The sequence below is a fragment of the Streptomyces sp. NPDC005533 genome, assembly GCF_042871845.1.
Taxonomy (GTDB): Bacteria; Actinomycetota; Actinomycetes; order Streptomycetales; family Streptomycetaceae; genus Streptomyces.
The window spans coordinates 72984-87999 of record NZ_JBIAJH010000025.1 but is presented as its reverse complement, the minus strand read 5'-3'; the positions used below and the strand labels follow the sequence as shown (position 1 = coordinate 87999).

At 70.8% G+C, this 15016-nt stretch carries 14 protein-coding genes; 5 read left to right on the top strand and 9 right to left on the bottom strand.

Going from position 1 to position 15016, the window contains the following annotated elements; translation table 11 throughout:
- Positions 1–9: 9 nt before the first annotated feature.
- From ACFYP3_RS24385 to ACFYP3_RS24360, 6 genes are all read right to left on the bottom strand, one after another.
- Positions 10–1266 (bottom strand): cysteine desulfurase, encoded by a 1257-nt coding sequence (locus tag ACFYP3_RS24385; protein WP_388836205.1) that lies wholly within the window; start codon positions 1264–1266, stop codon positions 10–12.
- Entirely contained in the window at positions 1263–2027 is a 765-nt protein-coding gene (gene sufC / locus ACFYP3_RS24380; RefSeq protein ID WP_030707000.1) for a Fe-S cluster assembly ATPase SufC, read from the bottom strand. The genes ACFYP3_RS24385 and sufC overlap by 4 nt, the downstream gene beginning before the upstream one ends.
- A gap of 7 nt (positions 2028–2034) precedes the next feature.
- Positions 2035–2352, bottom strand: coding sequence for a bifunctional 3-phenylpropionate/cinnamic acid dioxygenase ferredoxin subunit (locus tag ACFYP3_RS24375; protein ID WP_030009135.1), 318 nt, complete (start codon positions 2350–2352; stop codon positions 2035–2037).
- On the bottom strand, positions 2352–3530 hold the full coding sequence (gene sufD / locus ACFYP3_RS24370) for a Fe-S cluster assembly protein SufD (protein WP_388836201.1): 1179 nt from the start codon (positions 3528–3530) through the stop codon (positions 2352–2354). Before sufD ends, ACFYP3_RS24375 begins: the two co-directional genes overlap by 1 nt.
- Positions 3531–3591: 61 nt before the next feature.
- The gene (sufB, locus tag ACFYP3_RS24365; protein WP_388836199.1) at positions 3592–5007 is read right to left on the bottom strand and encodes a Fe-S cluster assembly protein SufB; all 1416 of its coding nucleotides are present in this window, start codon (positions 5005–5007) and stop codon (positions 3592–3594) included.
- On the bottom strand, positions 5004–5765 hold the full coding sequence (locus ACFYP3_RS24360; protein WP_388836196.1) for a helix-turn-helix transcriptional regulator: 762 nt from the start codon (positions 5763–5765) through the stop codon (positions 5004–5006). Before ACFYP3_RS24360 ends, sufB begins: the two co-directional genes overlap by 4 nt.
- A 376-nt stretch (positions 5766–6141) precedes the next feature.
- Between ACFYP3_RS24360 and ACFYP3_RS24355 the strand changes: the two genes are divergently transcribed.
- The 4 genes from ACFYP3_RS24355 (at position 6142) to ACFYP3_RS24340 (ending at position 10028) form a co-directional block, all read left to right on the top strand.
- Positions 6142–7068, top strand: coding sequence for an ABC transporter ATP-binding protein (locus ACFYP3_RS24355; protein ID WP_388836193.1), 927 nt, complete (start codon positions 6142–6144; stop codon positions 7066–7068).
- Positions 7065–7832 carry an ABC transporter permease gene (locus tag ACFYP3_RS24350; protein ID WP_388836190.1) on the top strand — a complete coding sequence of 256 codons (768 nt, stop codon included), beginning with the start codon at positions 7065–7067 and terminating at the stop codon, positions 7830–7832. The genes ACFYP3_RS24355 and ACFYP3_RS24350 overlap by 4 nt, the downstream gene beginning before the upstream one ends.
- Before the next feature lie 68 nt (positions 7833–7900).
- Positions 7901–9034, top strand: a complete 1134-nt coding sequence (locus ACFYP3_RS24345) for a hypothetical protein (protein ID WP_388836187.1) — start codon at positions 7901–7903, stop codon at positions 9032–9034.
- Positions 9035–9038: 4 nt separating this feature from the next.
- Positions 9039–10028, top strand: a complete 990-nt coding sequence (locus ACFYP3_RS24340; RefSeq protein WP_388836185.1) for a heme A synthase — start codon at positions 9039–9041, stop codon at positions 10026–10028.
- 12 nt (positions 10029–10040) lie between these two features.
- Here the strand turns inward: ACFYP3_RS24340 and ACFYP3_RS24335 are convergent, their stop codons facing one another.
- The 3 genes from ACFYP3_RS24335 to ACFYP3_RS24325 form a co-directional block, all read right to left on the bottom strand.
- Positions 10041–11141 carry an amidohydrolase gene (locus tag ACFYP3_RS24335; RefSeq protein ID WP_388836182.1) on the bottom strand — a complete coding sequence of 367 codons (1101 nt, stop codon included), beginning with the start codon at positions 11139–11141 and terminating at the stop codon, positions 10041–10043.
- Positions 11142–11235: 94 nt separating this feature from the next.
- Positions 11236–11586 (bottom strand): hypothetical protein, encoded by a 351-nt coding sequence (locus tag ACFYP3_RS24330; protein ID WP_388836179.1) that lies wholly within the window; start codon positions 11584–11586, stop codon positions 11236–11238.
- Between the two features lie 24 nt (positions 11587–11610).
- Positions 11611–12558 (bottom strand): heme o synthase, encoded by a 948-nt coding sequence (locus tag ACFYP3_RS24325; protein ID WP_388836176.1) that lies wholly within the window; start codon positions 12556–12558, stop codon positions 11611–11613.
- A 327-nt stretch (positions 12559–12885) separates the two neighbouring features.
- On the opposite strand from ACFYP3_RS24325, the gene tkt reads away from it, so the two are divergent.
- Positions 12886–14991, top strand: coding sequence for a transketolase (gene tkt / locus ACFYP3_RS24320; RefSeq protein ID WP_388836172.1), 2106 nt, complete (start codon positions 12886–12888; stop codon positions 14989–14991).
- Positions 14992–15016: the final 25 nt, after the last annotated feature.

Here is a 15016-nt window from a genome sequence, read left to right as displayed (position 1 = left end):
GACTCGTCGTCACCCGAAGAAGTTCCGTACGTGCTCCAGCCCGTCGACCAGCGCGTCGACCTCGGCCGGAGAGGAGTACAGATAGAAAGACGCTCGCGTCGTCGCCGGAATTCCGTAGCGCAGGCAGACGGGGCGCGCGCAGTGGTGTCCCACGCGGACCGCGATGCCCTGCTCGTCCAGGACCTGGCCGACGTCGTGCGGGTGGATGTCGCCGAGCACGAAGGAGATCGCGGCGCCGCGGTCCTCGGCCGTGGTGGGGCCGATGATCCGCAGGTCCGGCACCTCGGCGAGGCGCTTGATCGCGTACTCGGTGATCGCGTGCTCGTGCGCGGCGATCTTGTCCATGCCGATCGCGGACAGGTAGTCCACGGCCGCACCGAGGCCGACGGCCTGGGCGATCGGGGGCGTACCGGCCTCGAACTTGTGGGGCGCCGGGGCGTAGGTCGAGGCGTGCATCGACACGGTCTCGATCATCTCGCCGCCACCGAGGAACGGGGGCAGGTCCTCCAGGAGCTCCTGGCGGCCCCAGAGGACGCCGATACCGGTCGGGCCGCACATCTTGTGGCCGGTGAAGGCCACGAAGTCGGCGCCGAGCGCCTGTACGTCCAGCGGCATGTGCGGGGCGGCCTGGGAGGCGTCGATCAGCACCAGGGCGCCGACGTCCTGGGCGCGCCGGACGATCGCCTCGACCGGGTTGACCGTGCCCATGATGTTGGAGACCAGCGTGAAGGAGACGATCTTCGTCTTCTCCGTGATGACCTCTTCGATGTTGGACAGGTCGAGCCGGCCGTCGTCGGTGAGGCCGAACCACTTCAGCTTCGCGCCGGTGCGCTGCGAGAGCAGCTGCCACGGGACGATGTTGGAGTGGTGCTCCATCTCCGTGATGGCGATCTCGGTCTCGCGGTCGACCCGGTAGGGCTCGTCCGCCCAGCCGAGCATGTTCGCGACCAGGTTGAGCGACTCCGAGGCGTTCTTGGTGAAGATCACCTCGTCGCGGCTCGGCGCGTTGATGAAGGCGGCGACCTTGTCGCGAGCGCCCTCGTACAGCGCCGTGGCCTCCTCGGCCAGCACGTGCACGCCACGGTGGACGTTGGCGTTGTGCTGCTCGTAGTACTCGCTCAGCGCGTCGAGCACCTGGCGCGGCTTCTGCGAAGTCGCCGCGTTGTCCAGGTAAACGATCTTCTTCCCGTCGTGGACCACACGATCCAGCAGGGGGAAGTCCTTGCGGATCGCCTCGGTGTCGAGGAGGCCAGGCAGCTGTGTCACGCGGTCGCGCCACCCTTCACGTACTTGTCGTAACCCTCGGCCTCCAGCTGGTCGGCGAGCTCGGCGCCACCGGACTCGGCGATGCGGCCGTTCGCGAACACGTGCACGAAGTCGGGCTTGATGTAGCGCAGGATGCGCGTGTAGTGGGTGATCAGCAGGGTGCCGACCTCACCGCTCTCGCGGACGCGGTTGACGCCCTCCGAGACGATGCGCAGGGCGTCGACGTCGAGGCCGGAGTCGGTCTCGTCGAGGATCGCGATCTTCGGCTTCAGGAGCTCCAGCTGCAGGATCTCGTGGCGCTTCTTCTCACCGCCGGAGAAGCCCTCGTTGACGTTGCGGTCGGCGAAGGCCGGGTCCATGTGGAGCTGCTCCATGGCGGCCTTGACCTCCTTCACCCAGGTGCGCAGCTTCGGCGCCTCGCCGCGGATGGCGGTGGCCGAGGTGCGGAGGAAGTTGGAGACCGAGACGCCGGGGACCTCGACCGGGTACTGCATGGCGAGGAAGACGCCGGCGCGGGCACGCTCGTCGACGGACATCTCCAGGACGTCCTCGCCGTCGAGGGTCACGGTGCCACCGGTGATGGTGTACTTCGGGTGACCGGCGAGGGAGTACGCCAGGGTGGACTTGCCGGAGCCGTTCGGACCCATGATGGCGTGCGTCTCACCCTGCTTGACGGTGAGGTCGACGCCCTTGAGGATCTCGCGGGCGCCGTTCTCGGCCTCGACGGAGACGTGCAGGTCGTGGATTTCAAGCGTTGCCATGGATACCTCAGGACTCCTGGGTGAGGGAGACGAGCACGTCGTCCCCTTCGATCTTTACGGGGTATACGGGTACGGGGCGCGTCGCGGGCAGACCGGAGGGCTTGCCGGTGCGCAGGTCGAAGGCCGACCCGTGCAGCCAGCACTCGATCATGCAGTCCTCGACCTCGCCCTCCGAGAGCGAGACGTTCGCGTGCGAGCAGATGTCGTTGATCGCGAACACCTCCCCCTCGGTGGAGACGATGGACACCGGCGTGCCGTCGAGTTCCACCCTCTTCGGGGTGTTCTCCTCCAGCTCGCTCAGCGCGCAGGCCTTGACGTAATTCATCAGACGGAACCCTGGAGCTCGGTCTCGATCTTGGCGAGCAGGCGCTCCTCGATGTCCGGGACACCGATCTGCTGGACGAGCTCGGCGAAGAAGCCGCGGACGACCAGGCGGCGGGCCTCGTCGGCCGGGATGCCGCGGGCCTGGAGGTAGAAGAGCTGCTCGTCGTCGAAGCGGCCGGTCGCCGAGGCGTGGCCGGCGCCGACGATCTCGCCGGTCTCGATCTCCAGGTTCGGCACCGAGTCGACGCGCGCGCCGTCCGTGAGGACGAGGTTGCGGTTCATCTCGTAGGTGTCGGTGCCCTCGGCGGACTTCTCGATGAGCACGTCACCGATCCACACCGCGTGGGCGTCCTGGCCCTGGAGCGCGCCCTTGTAGACCACGTTCGACTTGCAGTGCGGCGCGTCGTGGTTCACCAGGAGGCGGTGCTCCTGGTGCTGGCCGGCGTCCGTGAAGTACAGGCCGAAGAGCTCGGCCTCGCCGCCGGGGCCGGCGTAGCTGATGCGCGGGTGGATGCGGACGACGTCGCCGCCGAAGGTGACCACGACCGACTTGAAGGACGCGTCGCGGCCGACCAGCGTGTTGTGCTGCGAGCAGTGGACGGCGGTGTCGTCCCAGTCCTGCACGGAGACGACGGTGAGCTTGGCGCCGTCGCCGACCAGGAAGTCGACGTTGGCGGCGCGCACGGCGTCACCGGTGTGGTCGATGACGATGACGGCCTCGGCGAAGGCCTGCACGTCGAAGACGGTGTGTCCGAAGGTGGTGCCGCCCTCGCCGTGCAGCGAGAGGCGCACCGGCTCGGTCAGGACGGCCTCCTTGGGCACGGTGACGACCGTGGCCTTGGCGAAGGACGAGAACGCCTGGGCGGCGATCCGGTCCACCGGGGTGCCGGCCTTGCCGATGCGCGCGTCGTCGCGGTCCACCGACTCGATCGTGACGCCCTCGGGCGCGTCGATCTGGGCCTTGATGGCGCCGTCGGCGACCGCGGTGCCGTCGTGGAGACCACGCAGGCGGGCCAGCGGGGTGAAGCGCCACTCCTCCTCGCGGCCGTGCGGCACGGGGAAGTCCGCCACGTCGAAGGACGGGGGGGCACTCATCCGGGTGGCGACGGTGGACTCGGCGGCCACCGCGATCGCGCCGGCGGTGGTCGAACCCGCCGGAATGTTCTGAGCCTCAGCCATGGCTGTCTTCGTGCTCTCTTCCTACGTCAAAGAATGTCTGCGGGACTCGGGCGGGTCGGAACTACCCGACCGAACCCTCCATCTGCAGCTCGATCAGCCGGTTCAGCTCAAGGGCGTACTCCATGGGCAGCTCGCGCGCGATGGGCTCGACGAAGCCGCGCACGATCATGGCCATCGCCTCGAACTCCGTCATACCGCGGCTCATCAGGTAGAAGAGCTGGTCGTCGGAGACCTTGGAGACGGTGGCCTCGTGGCCCATGGAGACGTCGTCCTCACGGACGTCCACGTAGGGGTACGTGTCCGAGCGGGAGATGGTGTCGACGAGGAGCGCGTCGCACAGCACGTTGGACTTCGAGCCGTGGGCACCCTCGCCGATCTCGACCAGGCCGCGGTACGAGGTGCGGCCGCCGCCTCGCGCCACCGACTTGGAGACGATGTTCGAGGAGGTGTGCGGCGCCATGTGGACCATCTTGGAGCCGGCGTCCTGGTGCTGGCCCTCGCCCGCGAAGGCGATGGAGAGGGTCTCGCCCTTGGCGTGCTCGCCCATCAGGTAGACGGCCGGGTACTTCATGGTGACCTTGGAACCGATGTTGCCGTCGATCCACTCCATGGTCGCGCCCTCGTACGCCACGGCGCGCTTGGTGACCAGGTTGTAGACGTTGTTCGACCAGTTCTGGATCGTCGTGTAGCGGCAGCGGCCGCCCTTCTTCACGATGATCTCGACGACGGCGCTGTGCAGCGAGTCCGAGGAGTAGATCGGGGCGGTGCAGCCCTCGACGTAGTGGACGTAGGCGTCCTCGTCGACGATGATCAGCGTCCGCTCGAACTGGCCCATGTTCTCGGTGTTGATGCGGAAGTAGGCCTGGAGCGGGATGTCGACCTTGACGCCCTTGGGGACGTAGATGAACGAGCCGCCCGACCACACGGCGGTGTTCAGCGACGCGAACTTGTTGTCGCCGACCGGGATGACCGTGCCGAAGTACTCCTGGAAGAGCTCCGGGTGCTCCTTGAGCGCGGTGTCCGTGTCGAGGAAGATGACGCCCTGCTCCTCCAGGTCCTCGCGGATCTGGTGGTAGACGACCTCGGACTCGTACTGGGCGGCGACACCGGCGACGAGGCGCTGCTTCTCCGCCTCCGGGATGCCGAGCTTGTCGTACGTGTTCTTGATGTCCTCGGGCAGGTCCTCCCAGGAAGCGGCCTGCTTCTCGGTGGAGCGCACGAAGTACTTGATGTTGTCGAAGTCGATGCCCGAGAGGTCGGAGCCCCAGTTCGGCATGGGCTTCTTGTCGAACAGCTTCAGGCCCTTGAGGCGGAGCTTCAGCATCCACTCCGGCTCGGACTTCTTCGCCGAGATGTCGCGGACGACATCCTCGGAGAGACCCCGCTTGGCAGCGGCGCCGGCCGCGTCGGAGTCGGCCCAGCCGTATTCGTAGGTGCCCAGGCCATCGAGCTCAGGGTGAGCAGTCTCCGTGGTCATGCGGGGTTCCTCCCGGCCGTACTTGCAGATACTGATGTGTCGGTCTGTGTGGTGCCCGCGCTGCGCGGAATGAACGTCGTGCACACTCCGTCGCCATGGGCGATCGTGGCGAGGCGCTGCACGTGCGTTCCCAGCAGGCGTGAGAAGACCTCGGTCTCCGCCTCGCAGAGCTGTGGGAACTGCTCGGCCACGTGGGCGACCGGGCAGTGGTGCTGGCAGAGCTGTTCACCGCTGTGCGGACCGGGAGCGCTCTTCGCCGTAGCAGCGTACCCGTCCGCGGTCAACGCCTTGGCCAGGGCCTCCGCGCGGTCCTCGGGGGCGGCCGCGTCGACCGCTTCCCGGTAGCTCCGCGCCTGCGCCTCCATCCGCGCCCGGGCGAAGGCGGCGACGGCCGCCTCGCCCTGTTCGCCGCCGCCGACCGACTGCGCGATCCAGCGCAGGGCGTCGGCGGCGAGGGTGTCGTAGGACTGGTCGAAGGCGTCCCGGCCGCAGTCGGTGAGCGCGAAGACCTTGGCGGGCCGGCCCCGGGTGCGCGCGCCGTACACACGCTGCTCACGGGGTTCGACCACGTCGTCGGTGACGAGCGTGTCGAGGTGGCGGCGGACGGCGGCCTGGGTGAGGCCGAGGCGCTGGGCGAGGTCGGCGACGGTGGACGGACCGTGGTCCAGGATCGAGCGCGCCACTCGGTTGCGGGTTGACCGCTCCCCGGTGGCGAGCTCCCCCTGGGGGGTCTCGATCTGCCGTTCGCCGTATTTCACAACGCCATTGTTGCGTAATTAGTCGAGCCCCGACAAGCCGTGACGGAGGCCACTCCTGGTGGCCTCCATCACTAAGGGTTACCTAATCTATCGACGCAGAGTTATTCGGAGGTGAGTATTTCGAATTTCTCCCGGGCGGCTCCGGTGCCCTGGTACACGGCCCCCACCAGCGCACCTCCCTCAGGGACCGTCCCCGCCGCGGCGCGGACCGGGTGCCGGAAAAGATCACGGAAAGCGGCCGGGACATCCGGACGGACCGACGGAAAAGAACAGCATTTCGCTACGCCGAGTCGGGAACGAGTCGCCCTTCACCCCTCGCCCACCCCTCGACCCCGGGGCCCGTGCCCCATCCCGCGGCTCCGTAGACTCACCCCTCATGAGCAACGACCCCGCCGTGGAGATCCGCGGACTGGTGAAGCGGTTCGCCGCCAAGACAGCGGTGGACGGGCTGGACCTCACCGTCCGTACGGCCTCCGTCACCGCGGTCCTCGGTCCCAACGGCGCGGGCAAGACGACCACGGTGGAGACCTGCGAGGGCTACCACCGCCCCGACGCCGGAACCGTCCGCGTCCTCGGCCTCGACCCCGTCGCCCAGGCCGAGGCACTGCGCCCGCGGATCGGCGTGATGCTCCAGTCCGGGGGCGTCTACTCCGGCGCCCGCGCGGTCGAGATGCTGCGCCACATGGCCAAGCTGTACGCCGACCCGCTCGACGTCGACACCCTGGTGGAACGCCTCGGACTCGGCGGCTGCGGCCGCACCGCCTACCGCCGGCTCTCCGGCGGCCAGCAGCAGCGCCTGGCCCTGGCCATGGCCGTCGTGGGCCGCCCCGAGCTGGTCTTCCTGGACGAACCCACCGCCGGCCTGGACCCGCAGGCCCGCCGCGCGACCTGGGACCTCGTACGGGAGCTGCGCACCGACGGGGTCACCGTCGTCCTCACCACCCACCACATGGACGAGGCCGAGCAGCTCTCGGACGAGGTCGCCATCGTGGACGCCGGCCGGGTCATCGCGCACGGCAGCCCCGAGCAGCTCTGCCGGGGCGGCGCCGAGAACACCCTGCGCTTCACCGGCCGCCCCTCCCTCGACCTGGCCTCGCTGCTGAAGGCGCTGCCCGACGGCACCCAGGCCGCCGAGCTGCTCCCGGGCACCTACCGGGTCACCGGCGACGTCCACCCGCAGCTGCTGGCCACCGTCGCCTCCTGGTGCGCGCAGCACGGCGTGATGCCGGACAGCCTGACCGTGGAGCGGCACACCCTCGAAGACGTGTTCCTGGAGCTGACCGGTAAGGAGCTGCGCGCATGAGCGCCGGTACGTTCACCCCCAACCCGGGGGCCGCGCCCGTGTCCCGCATGATCCTCGCGCAGACGGCCCTGGAGACCCGGATGCTGCTGCGCAACGGCGAGCAGCTGCTGCTGACCGTGATCATTCCCGCCCTGCTGCTGACCCTCTTCTCCGCCGTCGACATCGTCGACACGGGCAGCGAGAGGTCCGTGGACTTCCTCGCTCCCGGCGTCCTGGCGCTCGCCGTGATGTCCACCGCCTTCACCGGCCAGGCCATCGCCACCGGCTTCGACCGCCGCTACGGGGTCCTCAAGCGGCTCGGGGCCTCCCCGCTGCCGCGCTGGGCCCTGATGGCCGCCAAGACCCTGTCGGTGCTGGTCACCGAGGTGCTCCAGATCGCCCTGCTGACGGTGATCGCCTTCGCCCTGGGCTGGTCCCCGCACGGCAACCCGCTGGCGGTGGCCGCGCTGATCCTGCTGGGCACCGCCGCCTTCTCCGGGCTGGGGCTGCTGATGGCGGGCACCCTCAAGGCCGAGATGACCCTGGCCGCCGCCAACCTGGTCTTCCTGCTGCTGCTGGTCGGCGGCGGGGTGATCGTGCCCCTGGAGAAGTTCCCGGAGGCCGCGCGGTCCGTCCTCGGGCTGCTGCCCATCGCCGCCCTGTCCGACGGCCTGCGCGAGGTGCTCCAGCACGGGGCCGCGCTGCCGTGGGGCGACGCGGCCGTGCTCGCAGGCTGGGCCGTACTCGGTCTGGGCGCCGCCGCGCGCCTCTTCCGCTGGGAATGAAACCCTTCCCCTCGCGCCGAGAATGCCGCGAGGATGGGCGCCTCCACACATGAAGCCGGGGGGCGGACATGGTGCAGCGGGAGGCCGTACTTCGGCTGGACGAGCGGTGGGCACAGGTGCGGGCGGGGGCGGCGCACGCGGAACCGGAGGAGCGCGAACGGCTCCTCGACGAGCTGATCGGCGCCCTGCGCCCCCTCGCGGACGACCCGCAGTGCAGTGCGCTGCTCGGGCTGCGCCTCGCCGACCGGGCCGCCGTGCGGTTCGCCGCGGGCGACCGCGCGGGAGCGCTGGCCACGATCGAGGAGGGGCTGCGCAGCTCCGAGCGCGCGGCCCGGTACTCCCCCGAGTTCGCCCGCTGGTACGCCCGCGGGCTGATCAACCACGGGGTGTGGCTGGCCTGGCCGCTGAGCGACGTGGCCCGGCTGCCGAAGCACCCGCTGGGACCGGCCGGCGGAGGGGGGCCCAGCGCCATGGAGCGGGCGGCCGGTGAGCGCGCCCGCGATCTGACCCGGAGCGCGGTCGAGGTGTGGGCCGGACTGGACCAGCACGATCCGGTCAACCGGCGGGGCCTCGCCCAGGCCAAGGTGTTCCTCGGGGACCGCCTCGCCGAGCTGGGCCTCGCCGAGGACGCGGTGGCCTGGGCGGTGGACGCGGAGTCCGACTTCCGACAGCTGCTGCTCGCGGATCCCGCCGCGGAGGCGTCGCAGGAGGCCGAGGAGGCCCTGGACCACATCGGCCGCCAGCTGGAACTGCGGCTGCGCTTCCTGTCCTTCGAGTCCCTGGTCGGGCTGCGCGCGCGGGGGCTGATGCCCGAACGGCTGCTGCCGCAGGCCGTGGTGGCCGCCCGCATCCAGGGGGTGGAGGAGTCCGAGGTCGCGGCCCGGCTGCGCCTCGACCCCGACCAGGTGCGGACGATGCTGGAGGTCACGCCCTGGCTCGCGGTGTGGCGCGTCGAGGTGCGCGGTCCTGACGGCCTGTGGAACGTGTTGCCGCATCCCTGGCACAGCGCCACAGAAGTAAGGAACCGGACGGCACAGGACGTAGCGGGCGAACTGCAGCGCGGGTTCGTCGGCTCGGCGGACTACCCGGGCGACGGCGTCCCGTGGCGCCTCCTGCTGTGGTGGCACGAGGAGGGCGAGCCCGCGGGAGCGAAGTACCGCCTGGTCGTCGGCCCCGACGCCGCCCTCGGCACCCCCTCGTGAAACTTTGCACAAGGGGTCGCCTACGATATGGGGCGTGTTGAACCCCCTCGCCCACATCGCCAGCCGCTGGACCCCGTCACCCCGGACCGTCCAGCGGGCCGCACTCGCCGCGCTCGTCATGAGCGTGGTCATCGTCGTCACCGGCGGCGCGGTACGGCTGACCGGGTCCGGCCTCGGCTGCGACACCTGGCCCAAGTGCACCGACGACAGCCTGATCGTGACGCAGGAGCAGGGCTTCCACGGCGCCATCGAGTTCGGCAACCGCATGCTGACCTACGTGCTGAGCGCGGCCGTCGGCTGGGCGATCATCGCCGCCCGTTCGGCCAAGCCCTGGCGGCGCTCCCTCACGAAGCTCGGCTGGGTGCAGTTCTTCACCGTGATGGGCAACGCCGTACTGGGCGGCATCACCGTCCTGACCGGGCTCAACCCCTACAGCGTGGCCGGGCACTTCCTGCTCGCCACCGCGCTGATCACCGTGACCACGGTCACCTGGCAGCGCACCCGCGAGGGGGACGGCTCCCCCAGGCCGCGCGTGCCCGGACCGGTGCGCAAGCTGGCGTGGGCACTGCTCGCGACCACCCTCGTCCTGATCGCGGCGGGCACCGTCGTGACCGGCTCCGGCCCGCACGCCGGTGACAGCAGCGAGATCCGGCGGATGCCCTTCGACTGGGACGCCACCGCCCATGTGCACGCCGTCGCCGCCTGGCTGGTGTGCGCGCTCGGCGTCGCGATGTGGCTGGTCCTGCGTGTCGTCGACGCGCCGACCGACACCCGGGCGCGCGCCCGCGACCTGCTGGTCGTGCTGCTCGCCCAGGGCGCCATCGGCTACGTGCAGTACGCCACCCAGGTCCCCGAGGCCCTGGTCGCCGCCCACATGCTGGGCTCCTGCCTGGTGTGGATCGCCGTGCTCCGGGTCGCGCTGAGCCTGCGCGAGCGGCCGGCCGAGCAGGCGGAGATCCCCTCCCAGGGCGACCCGCAGCTCTCCGCCGTCTGACCCTCGGGCGCGTCAGGCCCCCTCGGGGCCGTCCAGCCGGTAGACGCGGCGGGCGTTGCCCGCCGCGACCAGGCCGGCCACCCGTTCCGCGTCCCGCCAGGACCAGGACCCCTCGGCGACCCAGCCGCCCAGCACCCGGCCCAGCGCCTCCCGGAACACCAGGGCGCCCACCGCGTGCAGTTCGGGCAGCTGCCGGCCGCCGCTGGAGAACAGCACCTTCCCGAACGGCGCCAGCTCCAGCAGTTCGGCCAGGACCGCCGCCGCCCGCGCCCCGGTCTGCCCGAGGGCCGCGCCGGCGTCGGCGTAGACGTGCGGGAAGGCCGCGGCGAGCTGCGCCGTGTGCCGGTGGTGGGGGTATCCGCCGATCAGCACCAGCCGCGCGCCCAGGCCCGCGGTGGCCCGTACGAACTCCGTCAGCGGGGCGGGATCGGCCGCGCCCGCGTGGAGCTGGAGCGGCAGCCCGGACGACACCGCGCTCCACAGCAGGTGCCGCAGGAGTACGGGGTCCCGTACGGCTCCGCCCCGGGGGCGCCCGGCCAGCCACCGTCCGGCCGCCCCGCGCACCTCGCCGGGACCGGGCGGATCGGGTACGCCGGCCGGGGCGCCGGCGCCGTCGAAGGCGGCCGCGCAGGAGAAGGCCGTGGCCCCGGCGGCGGCGTGGTGGACGGCCTCGGCGAGATTGGCGAGGAACGCGGCCACGGTCCCGGAGGTGTCGGCGACCTGCTCGGCCAGCAACTCCAGCCGGACCGACTCGAAGGCCTCCGCGTCCCCGGCGAGCGCCAGCTCCTTGGGCCCGGTGAGGTCCCCGGTCGCCCCGGTGTCGACCAGGTACGCGGCCACCCCGGACCCCCTGAGCAGCCGCCGGGCCGACTCGGCCGCGCCCAGCTCGCGCCGCCGCGCCAGATAGCGGGCGGGGGCGGCGTGCGGCTCCAGCCCCAGCAGCGGCGGGCACCAGCGGCGCACGGCGAAACCGGTCTGGGTGTCGAAGAAGGTGGTGCCCGCGGCGGGCGGGCCGGCCGAGCGGATCAGCTGGGCCTCGAAGGTGCCCAGGCCCAGCTCCGTACGGAGTACTCCGTGGCAGTACTGGTCCACCAGGGGCGGCGTTTCGATCATCCGGGCATCCCGTTGCGGACGTGAGGAAGGGGCTTCCACACGTCCTAACGGGTGAGCGGGGTGTGAGGTGTTGCTCGCGCTGTTGACCGAGGACCTAGTCCTCGTGTCCGCCGAGCTGGATGCCGGCCATCCGCGTCCACTCGTACGGGCCGGTGCGCACGCGCGCGGCGAACTCCCCGTCGAACTCGTCGTGGAGGGTCAGCCCGGCCTTCTCGGCGGCCAGCTGCGCCGTCGCGAAGGTAGGGGCCACCAGGTCGCCCCAGCCGCCGTCCGTTCCCACGAGCACGATGCGGGTGCCGGCCTGCCCGATGTGGGCGAGCTGGCCCTCGGCGCCTCCGTGCTTCTTGGCGAAGGCGCCGATCTGCCTGGCGAGCTTCGCCGCCGTACGGTCCTGCTTCTTGTCCGCGGCGGCTGCGGCGGCTGCGGTCTCTGCGGTGTCTCCCATGGAGGGCATGCTACCGGCGAGTAATCAACGGAGGAAGGGATCCACGGCCACCGCCACGAACAGCAGCGACACGTAGGTGATCGACCAGTGGAACAGGCGCATCTCCTTGAGCTTCGCGCCCGTCACGCCCGCCTTGGCCCGCGCGTGCAGCGCGTGCGCCTCCCACAGCCACCAGCCGCCGGAGACCAGCGCGACCGAGGTGTAGAACCAGCCGGTGTACCCCATCGGGGTCAGCAGCAGCGAGACCGCCACCATCACCCAGCTGTAGAGGACGATCTGGGTCGCCACGGCCTTGTTGCCCGCCACGACGGGGAGCATCGGCACACCGGCGCGCGCGTAGTCGTCCTTCACCTTCATCGACAGCGGCCAGTAGTGCGGCGGCGTCCAGAAGAAGATGACCAGGAAGAGGACGACCGCGGCCCAGGAGACCTCGTTCGTGACCGAGGACCAGCCGATGAGCACCGGCATGCAGCCCGCGATGCCGCCCCAGACGATGTTCTGCGCGGTGCGCCGCTTCAGCAGCATCGTGTAGACGACGACGTAGAAAAGGAGCGCGCCGAGCGACAGCGCCGCCGACAGCCAGTTGACGAGCAGACCGAAGAACAGGGTGGAGACCACCGCGAGGGTGAGGCCGAAGGCCAGGCACTCGCGCGGGCTGACCATGCCGGTCACCAGCGGGCGCTGCGAGGTCCGGTCCATCAGCGCGTCGATGTCGCGGTCGATGTACATGTTCAGCGCGTTGGCGCCGCCCGCGGACAAGTAGCCGCCGAAGCAGGTCACGAGGACCAGCCACAGGGACGGCACGCCCTGCTCGGCCAGGAACATCACCGGCACTGTGGTGATCAGCAGAAGTTCGATGATCCGCGGCTTGGTCAATGCCACGAAAGCCATGACGCGGGCCCCGAACGGCCGGTGACCGGGGCTCGTCCCGAGCACCGCCGCTGGACGGGATTCGACGGCCGTCACGCACACCCCTGAGAGAGAATCCAGCAAGCCGCGACTCGGGCCGCCATCGGTATGAAGGCCCGGTTGAGGCTTGCGCGTACCACGCCACTGTAGACGTTGCACTTACGTCGCCCCGCGCGGGGGTCGCCTCGTGTTGGGCCGATCGGACCGTGCATACCTACGGGGGACGACGCGGTCGGGGCCCCCGCGGGCGGGTGAACACCGGTCGGCGGCGCGGTGACGGACTGCGTGCACTCGAATAGCTGCACGCCGTTGCGGGGGTAGGCTCGGAATCGCGCCGGTGCACCGTTCGTCACCGGGATTCATACATGTGGAGAGGAGCCCTGACCCACGGTGAGCACCAAGCCGACCACCACAGAGCTCGAGTGGACCGAACTGGACCAGCGGGCCGTCGACACCGCCCGCATCCTGGCCGCTGACGCGGTCCAGAAGGTCGGAAACGGCCACCCCGGTACGGCGATGAGCCTGGCCCCCGCCGCGTACACCCTCTTCCAGAAGGTGATGCGGCACGACCCGGCGGACCCCGAGTGGGTGGGCCGCGACCGTTTCGTGCTCTCCGCGGGGCACTCGTCCCTGACGCTCTACACCCAGCTGTACCTCGGCGGGTTCGGGCTCGAACTGGACGACCTCAAGGCGTTCCGCACCTGGGGCTCCAAGACCCCCGGCCACCCGGAGTACGGCCACACCAAGGGCGTCGAGACCACCACCGGCCCCCTCGGCCAGGGTGTGGCCAACGCGGTGGGCATGGCCATGGCCGCCCGCTACGAGCGCGGCCTGTTCGACCCGGACGCCGCCCCGGGCACCTCCCCGTTCGACCACATGATCTACGCGATCGCGGGCGACGGCTGCCTCCAGGAGGGCATCTCCCACGAGGCGTCCGCGCTGGCCGGCCACCAGAAGCTCGGCAACCTCGTCCTGCTGTGGGACGACAACCACATCTCCATCGAGGGCGACACGGAGACGGCCGTCTCCGAGGACACCCTCAAGCGCTACGAGGCCTACGGCTGGCACGTCCAGCGCGTCGCGCAGCAGCCGAACGGCGACCTCGACCCGAAGGCGCTGTTCGCCGCCCTCCAGGCCGCCAAGGCCGAGACGGGGCGCCCGTCCTTCATCGCGATGCGCTCGATCATCGCCTGGCCCGCCCCGCACGCCCAGAACACCGAGGCCGCGCACGGCTCGGCGCTCGGCGAGGACGAGGTCGCGGCCACCAAGCGCATCCTCGGCTTCGACCCGGAGAAGAGCTTCGAGGTCGCCGACGAGGTCCTCGCGCACACCCGCGCCCTCGGCGACCGCGGCCGCGAGGCCAAGGCCGCCTGGGAGAAGGACTTCTCCGCCTGGCGCACGGCCAACCCGGAGCACGCCGCCTCGTTCGACCGCATCAACGCCAACGAGCTGCCCGCGGGCTGGGAGGACGAGCTCCCCGTCTTCGAGGCCGGCAAGGACGTCGCCACCCGCGCCGCCTCCGGCAAGGTGCTCCAGGCCGTCGGCGCGGTCATCCCGGAGCTGTGGGGCGGCTCGGCCGACCTCGCCGGCTCCAACAACACCACCATCGACAAGAACTCCTCGTTCCTGCCGAAGGACAACCCGCTGCCGGAGGCCGACCCGTACGGCCGAACCATCCACTTCGGCATCCGCGAGCACGCCATGGCCGCGACCATGAACGGCATCGCCCTGCACGGCCACACCCGTATCTACGGCGGCACCTTCCTGGTGTTCTCCGACTACATGCGCAACGCCGTGCGCCTGTCGTCCCTGATGCACCTGCCGGTGACCTACGTGTGGACGCACGACTCCATCGGTCTCGGCGAGGACGGCCCGACCCACCAGCCGGTCGAGCACCTCGCCTCGCTGCGCGCCATCCCGGGCCTGAACGTCGTACGCCCGGCCGACGCCAACGAGACCGCGATCGCCTGGCGCGAGGTCCTCAAGCGCCACACCAAGGTCTTCGGCAAGGGCGCCCCGCACGGTCTGGCGCTCACCCGCCAGGGCGTGCCGACCTACGAGCGCAACGAGGACGCCGCCAAGGGCGGGTACGTCATGTTCGAGGCCGAGGGCGGCCCCGCGCAGGTCGTCCTCATCGGTACCGGCTCCGAGGTCCACCTCGCCGTCGAGGCCCGCGAGCAGCTCCAGGCCGAGGGCATCCCGGCCCGGGTCGTCTCGATGCCGTGCGTCGAGTGGTTCGAGGAGCAGTCGCGGGAGTACAAGGACAGCGTCCTGCCCCCCTCGGTGAAGGCCCGCGTCGCGGTCGAGGCCGGCATCGGCCTGACCTGGCACCGGTACGTCGGCGACGCCGGCCGCATCGTGTCGCTGGAGCACTTCGGCGCCTCCGCCGACGCGAAGGTGCTGTTCCGCGAGTTCGGCTTCACGCCCGAGGCCGTGACCGCCGCCGCCAAGGCTTCTCTCGATGAAACCGGTGGCCTCGCCGCCGCCGCGCGCTGACGCCGGTCCAGAACCCAGTAGGAGA

Coding starts and splice junctions, on each gene's coding strand:
- sufC (WP_030707000.1), bottom strand. CDS start 2,027: ATGGCAACGCTTGAAATCCACGACCTGCACGTCTCCGTCGAGGCCGAG.
- ACFYP3_RS24375 (WP_030009135.1), bottom strand. CDS start 2,352: ATGAATTACGTCAAGGCCTGCGCGCTGAGCGAGCTGGAGGAGAACACC.
- sufD (WP_388836201.1), bottom strand. CDS start 3,530: ATGGCTGAGGCTCAGAACATTCCGGCGGGTTCGACCACCGCCGGCGCG.
- sufB (WP_388836199.1), bottom strand. CDS start 5,007: ATGACCACGGAGACTGCTCACCCTGAGCTCGATGGCCTGGGCACCTAC.
- ACFYP3_RS24355 (WP_388836193.1), top strand. CDS start 6,142: ATGAGCAACGACCCCGCCGTGGAGATCCGCGGACTGGTGAAGCGGTTC.
- ACFYP3_RS24350 (WP_388836190.1), top strand. CDS start 7,065: ATGAGCGCCGGTACGTTCACCCCCAACCCGGGGGCCGCGCCCGTGTCC.
- ACFYP3_RS24345 (WP_388836187.1), top strand. CDS start 7,901: ATGGTGCAGCGGGAGGCCGTACTTCGGCTGGACGAGCGGTGGGCACAG.
- ACFYP3_RS24335 (WP_388836182.1), bottom strand. CDS start 11,141: ATGATCGAAACGCCGCCCCTGGTGGACCAGTACTGCCACGGAGTACTC.
- ACFYP3_RS24330 (WP_388836179.1), bottom strand. CDS start 11,586: ATGGGAGACACCGCAGAGACCGCAGCCGCCGCAGCCGCCGCGGACAAG.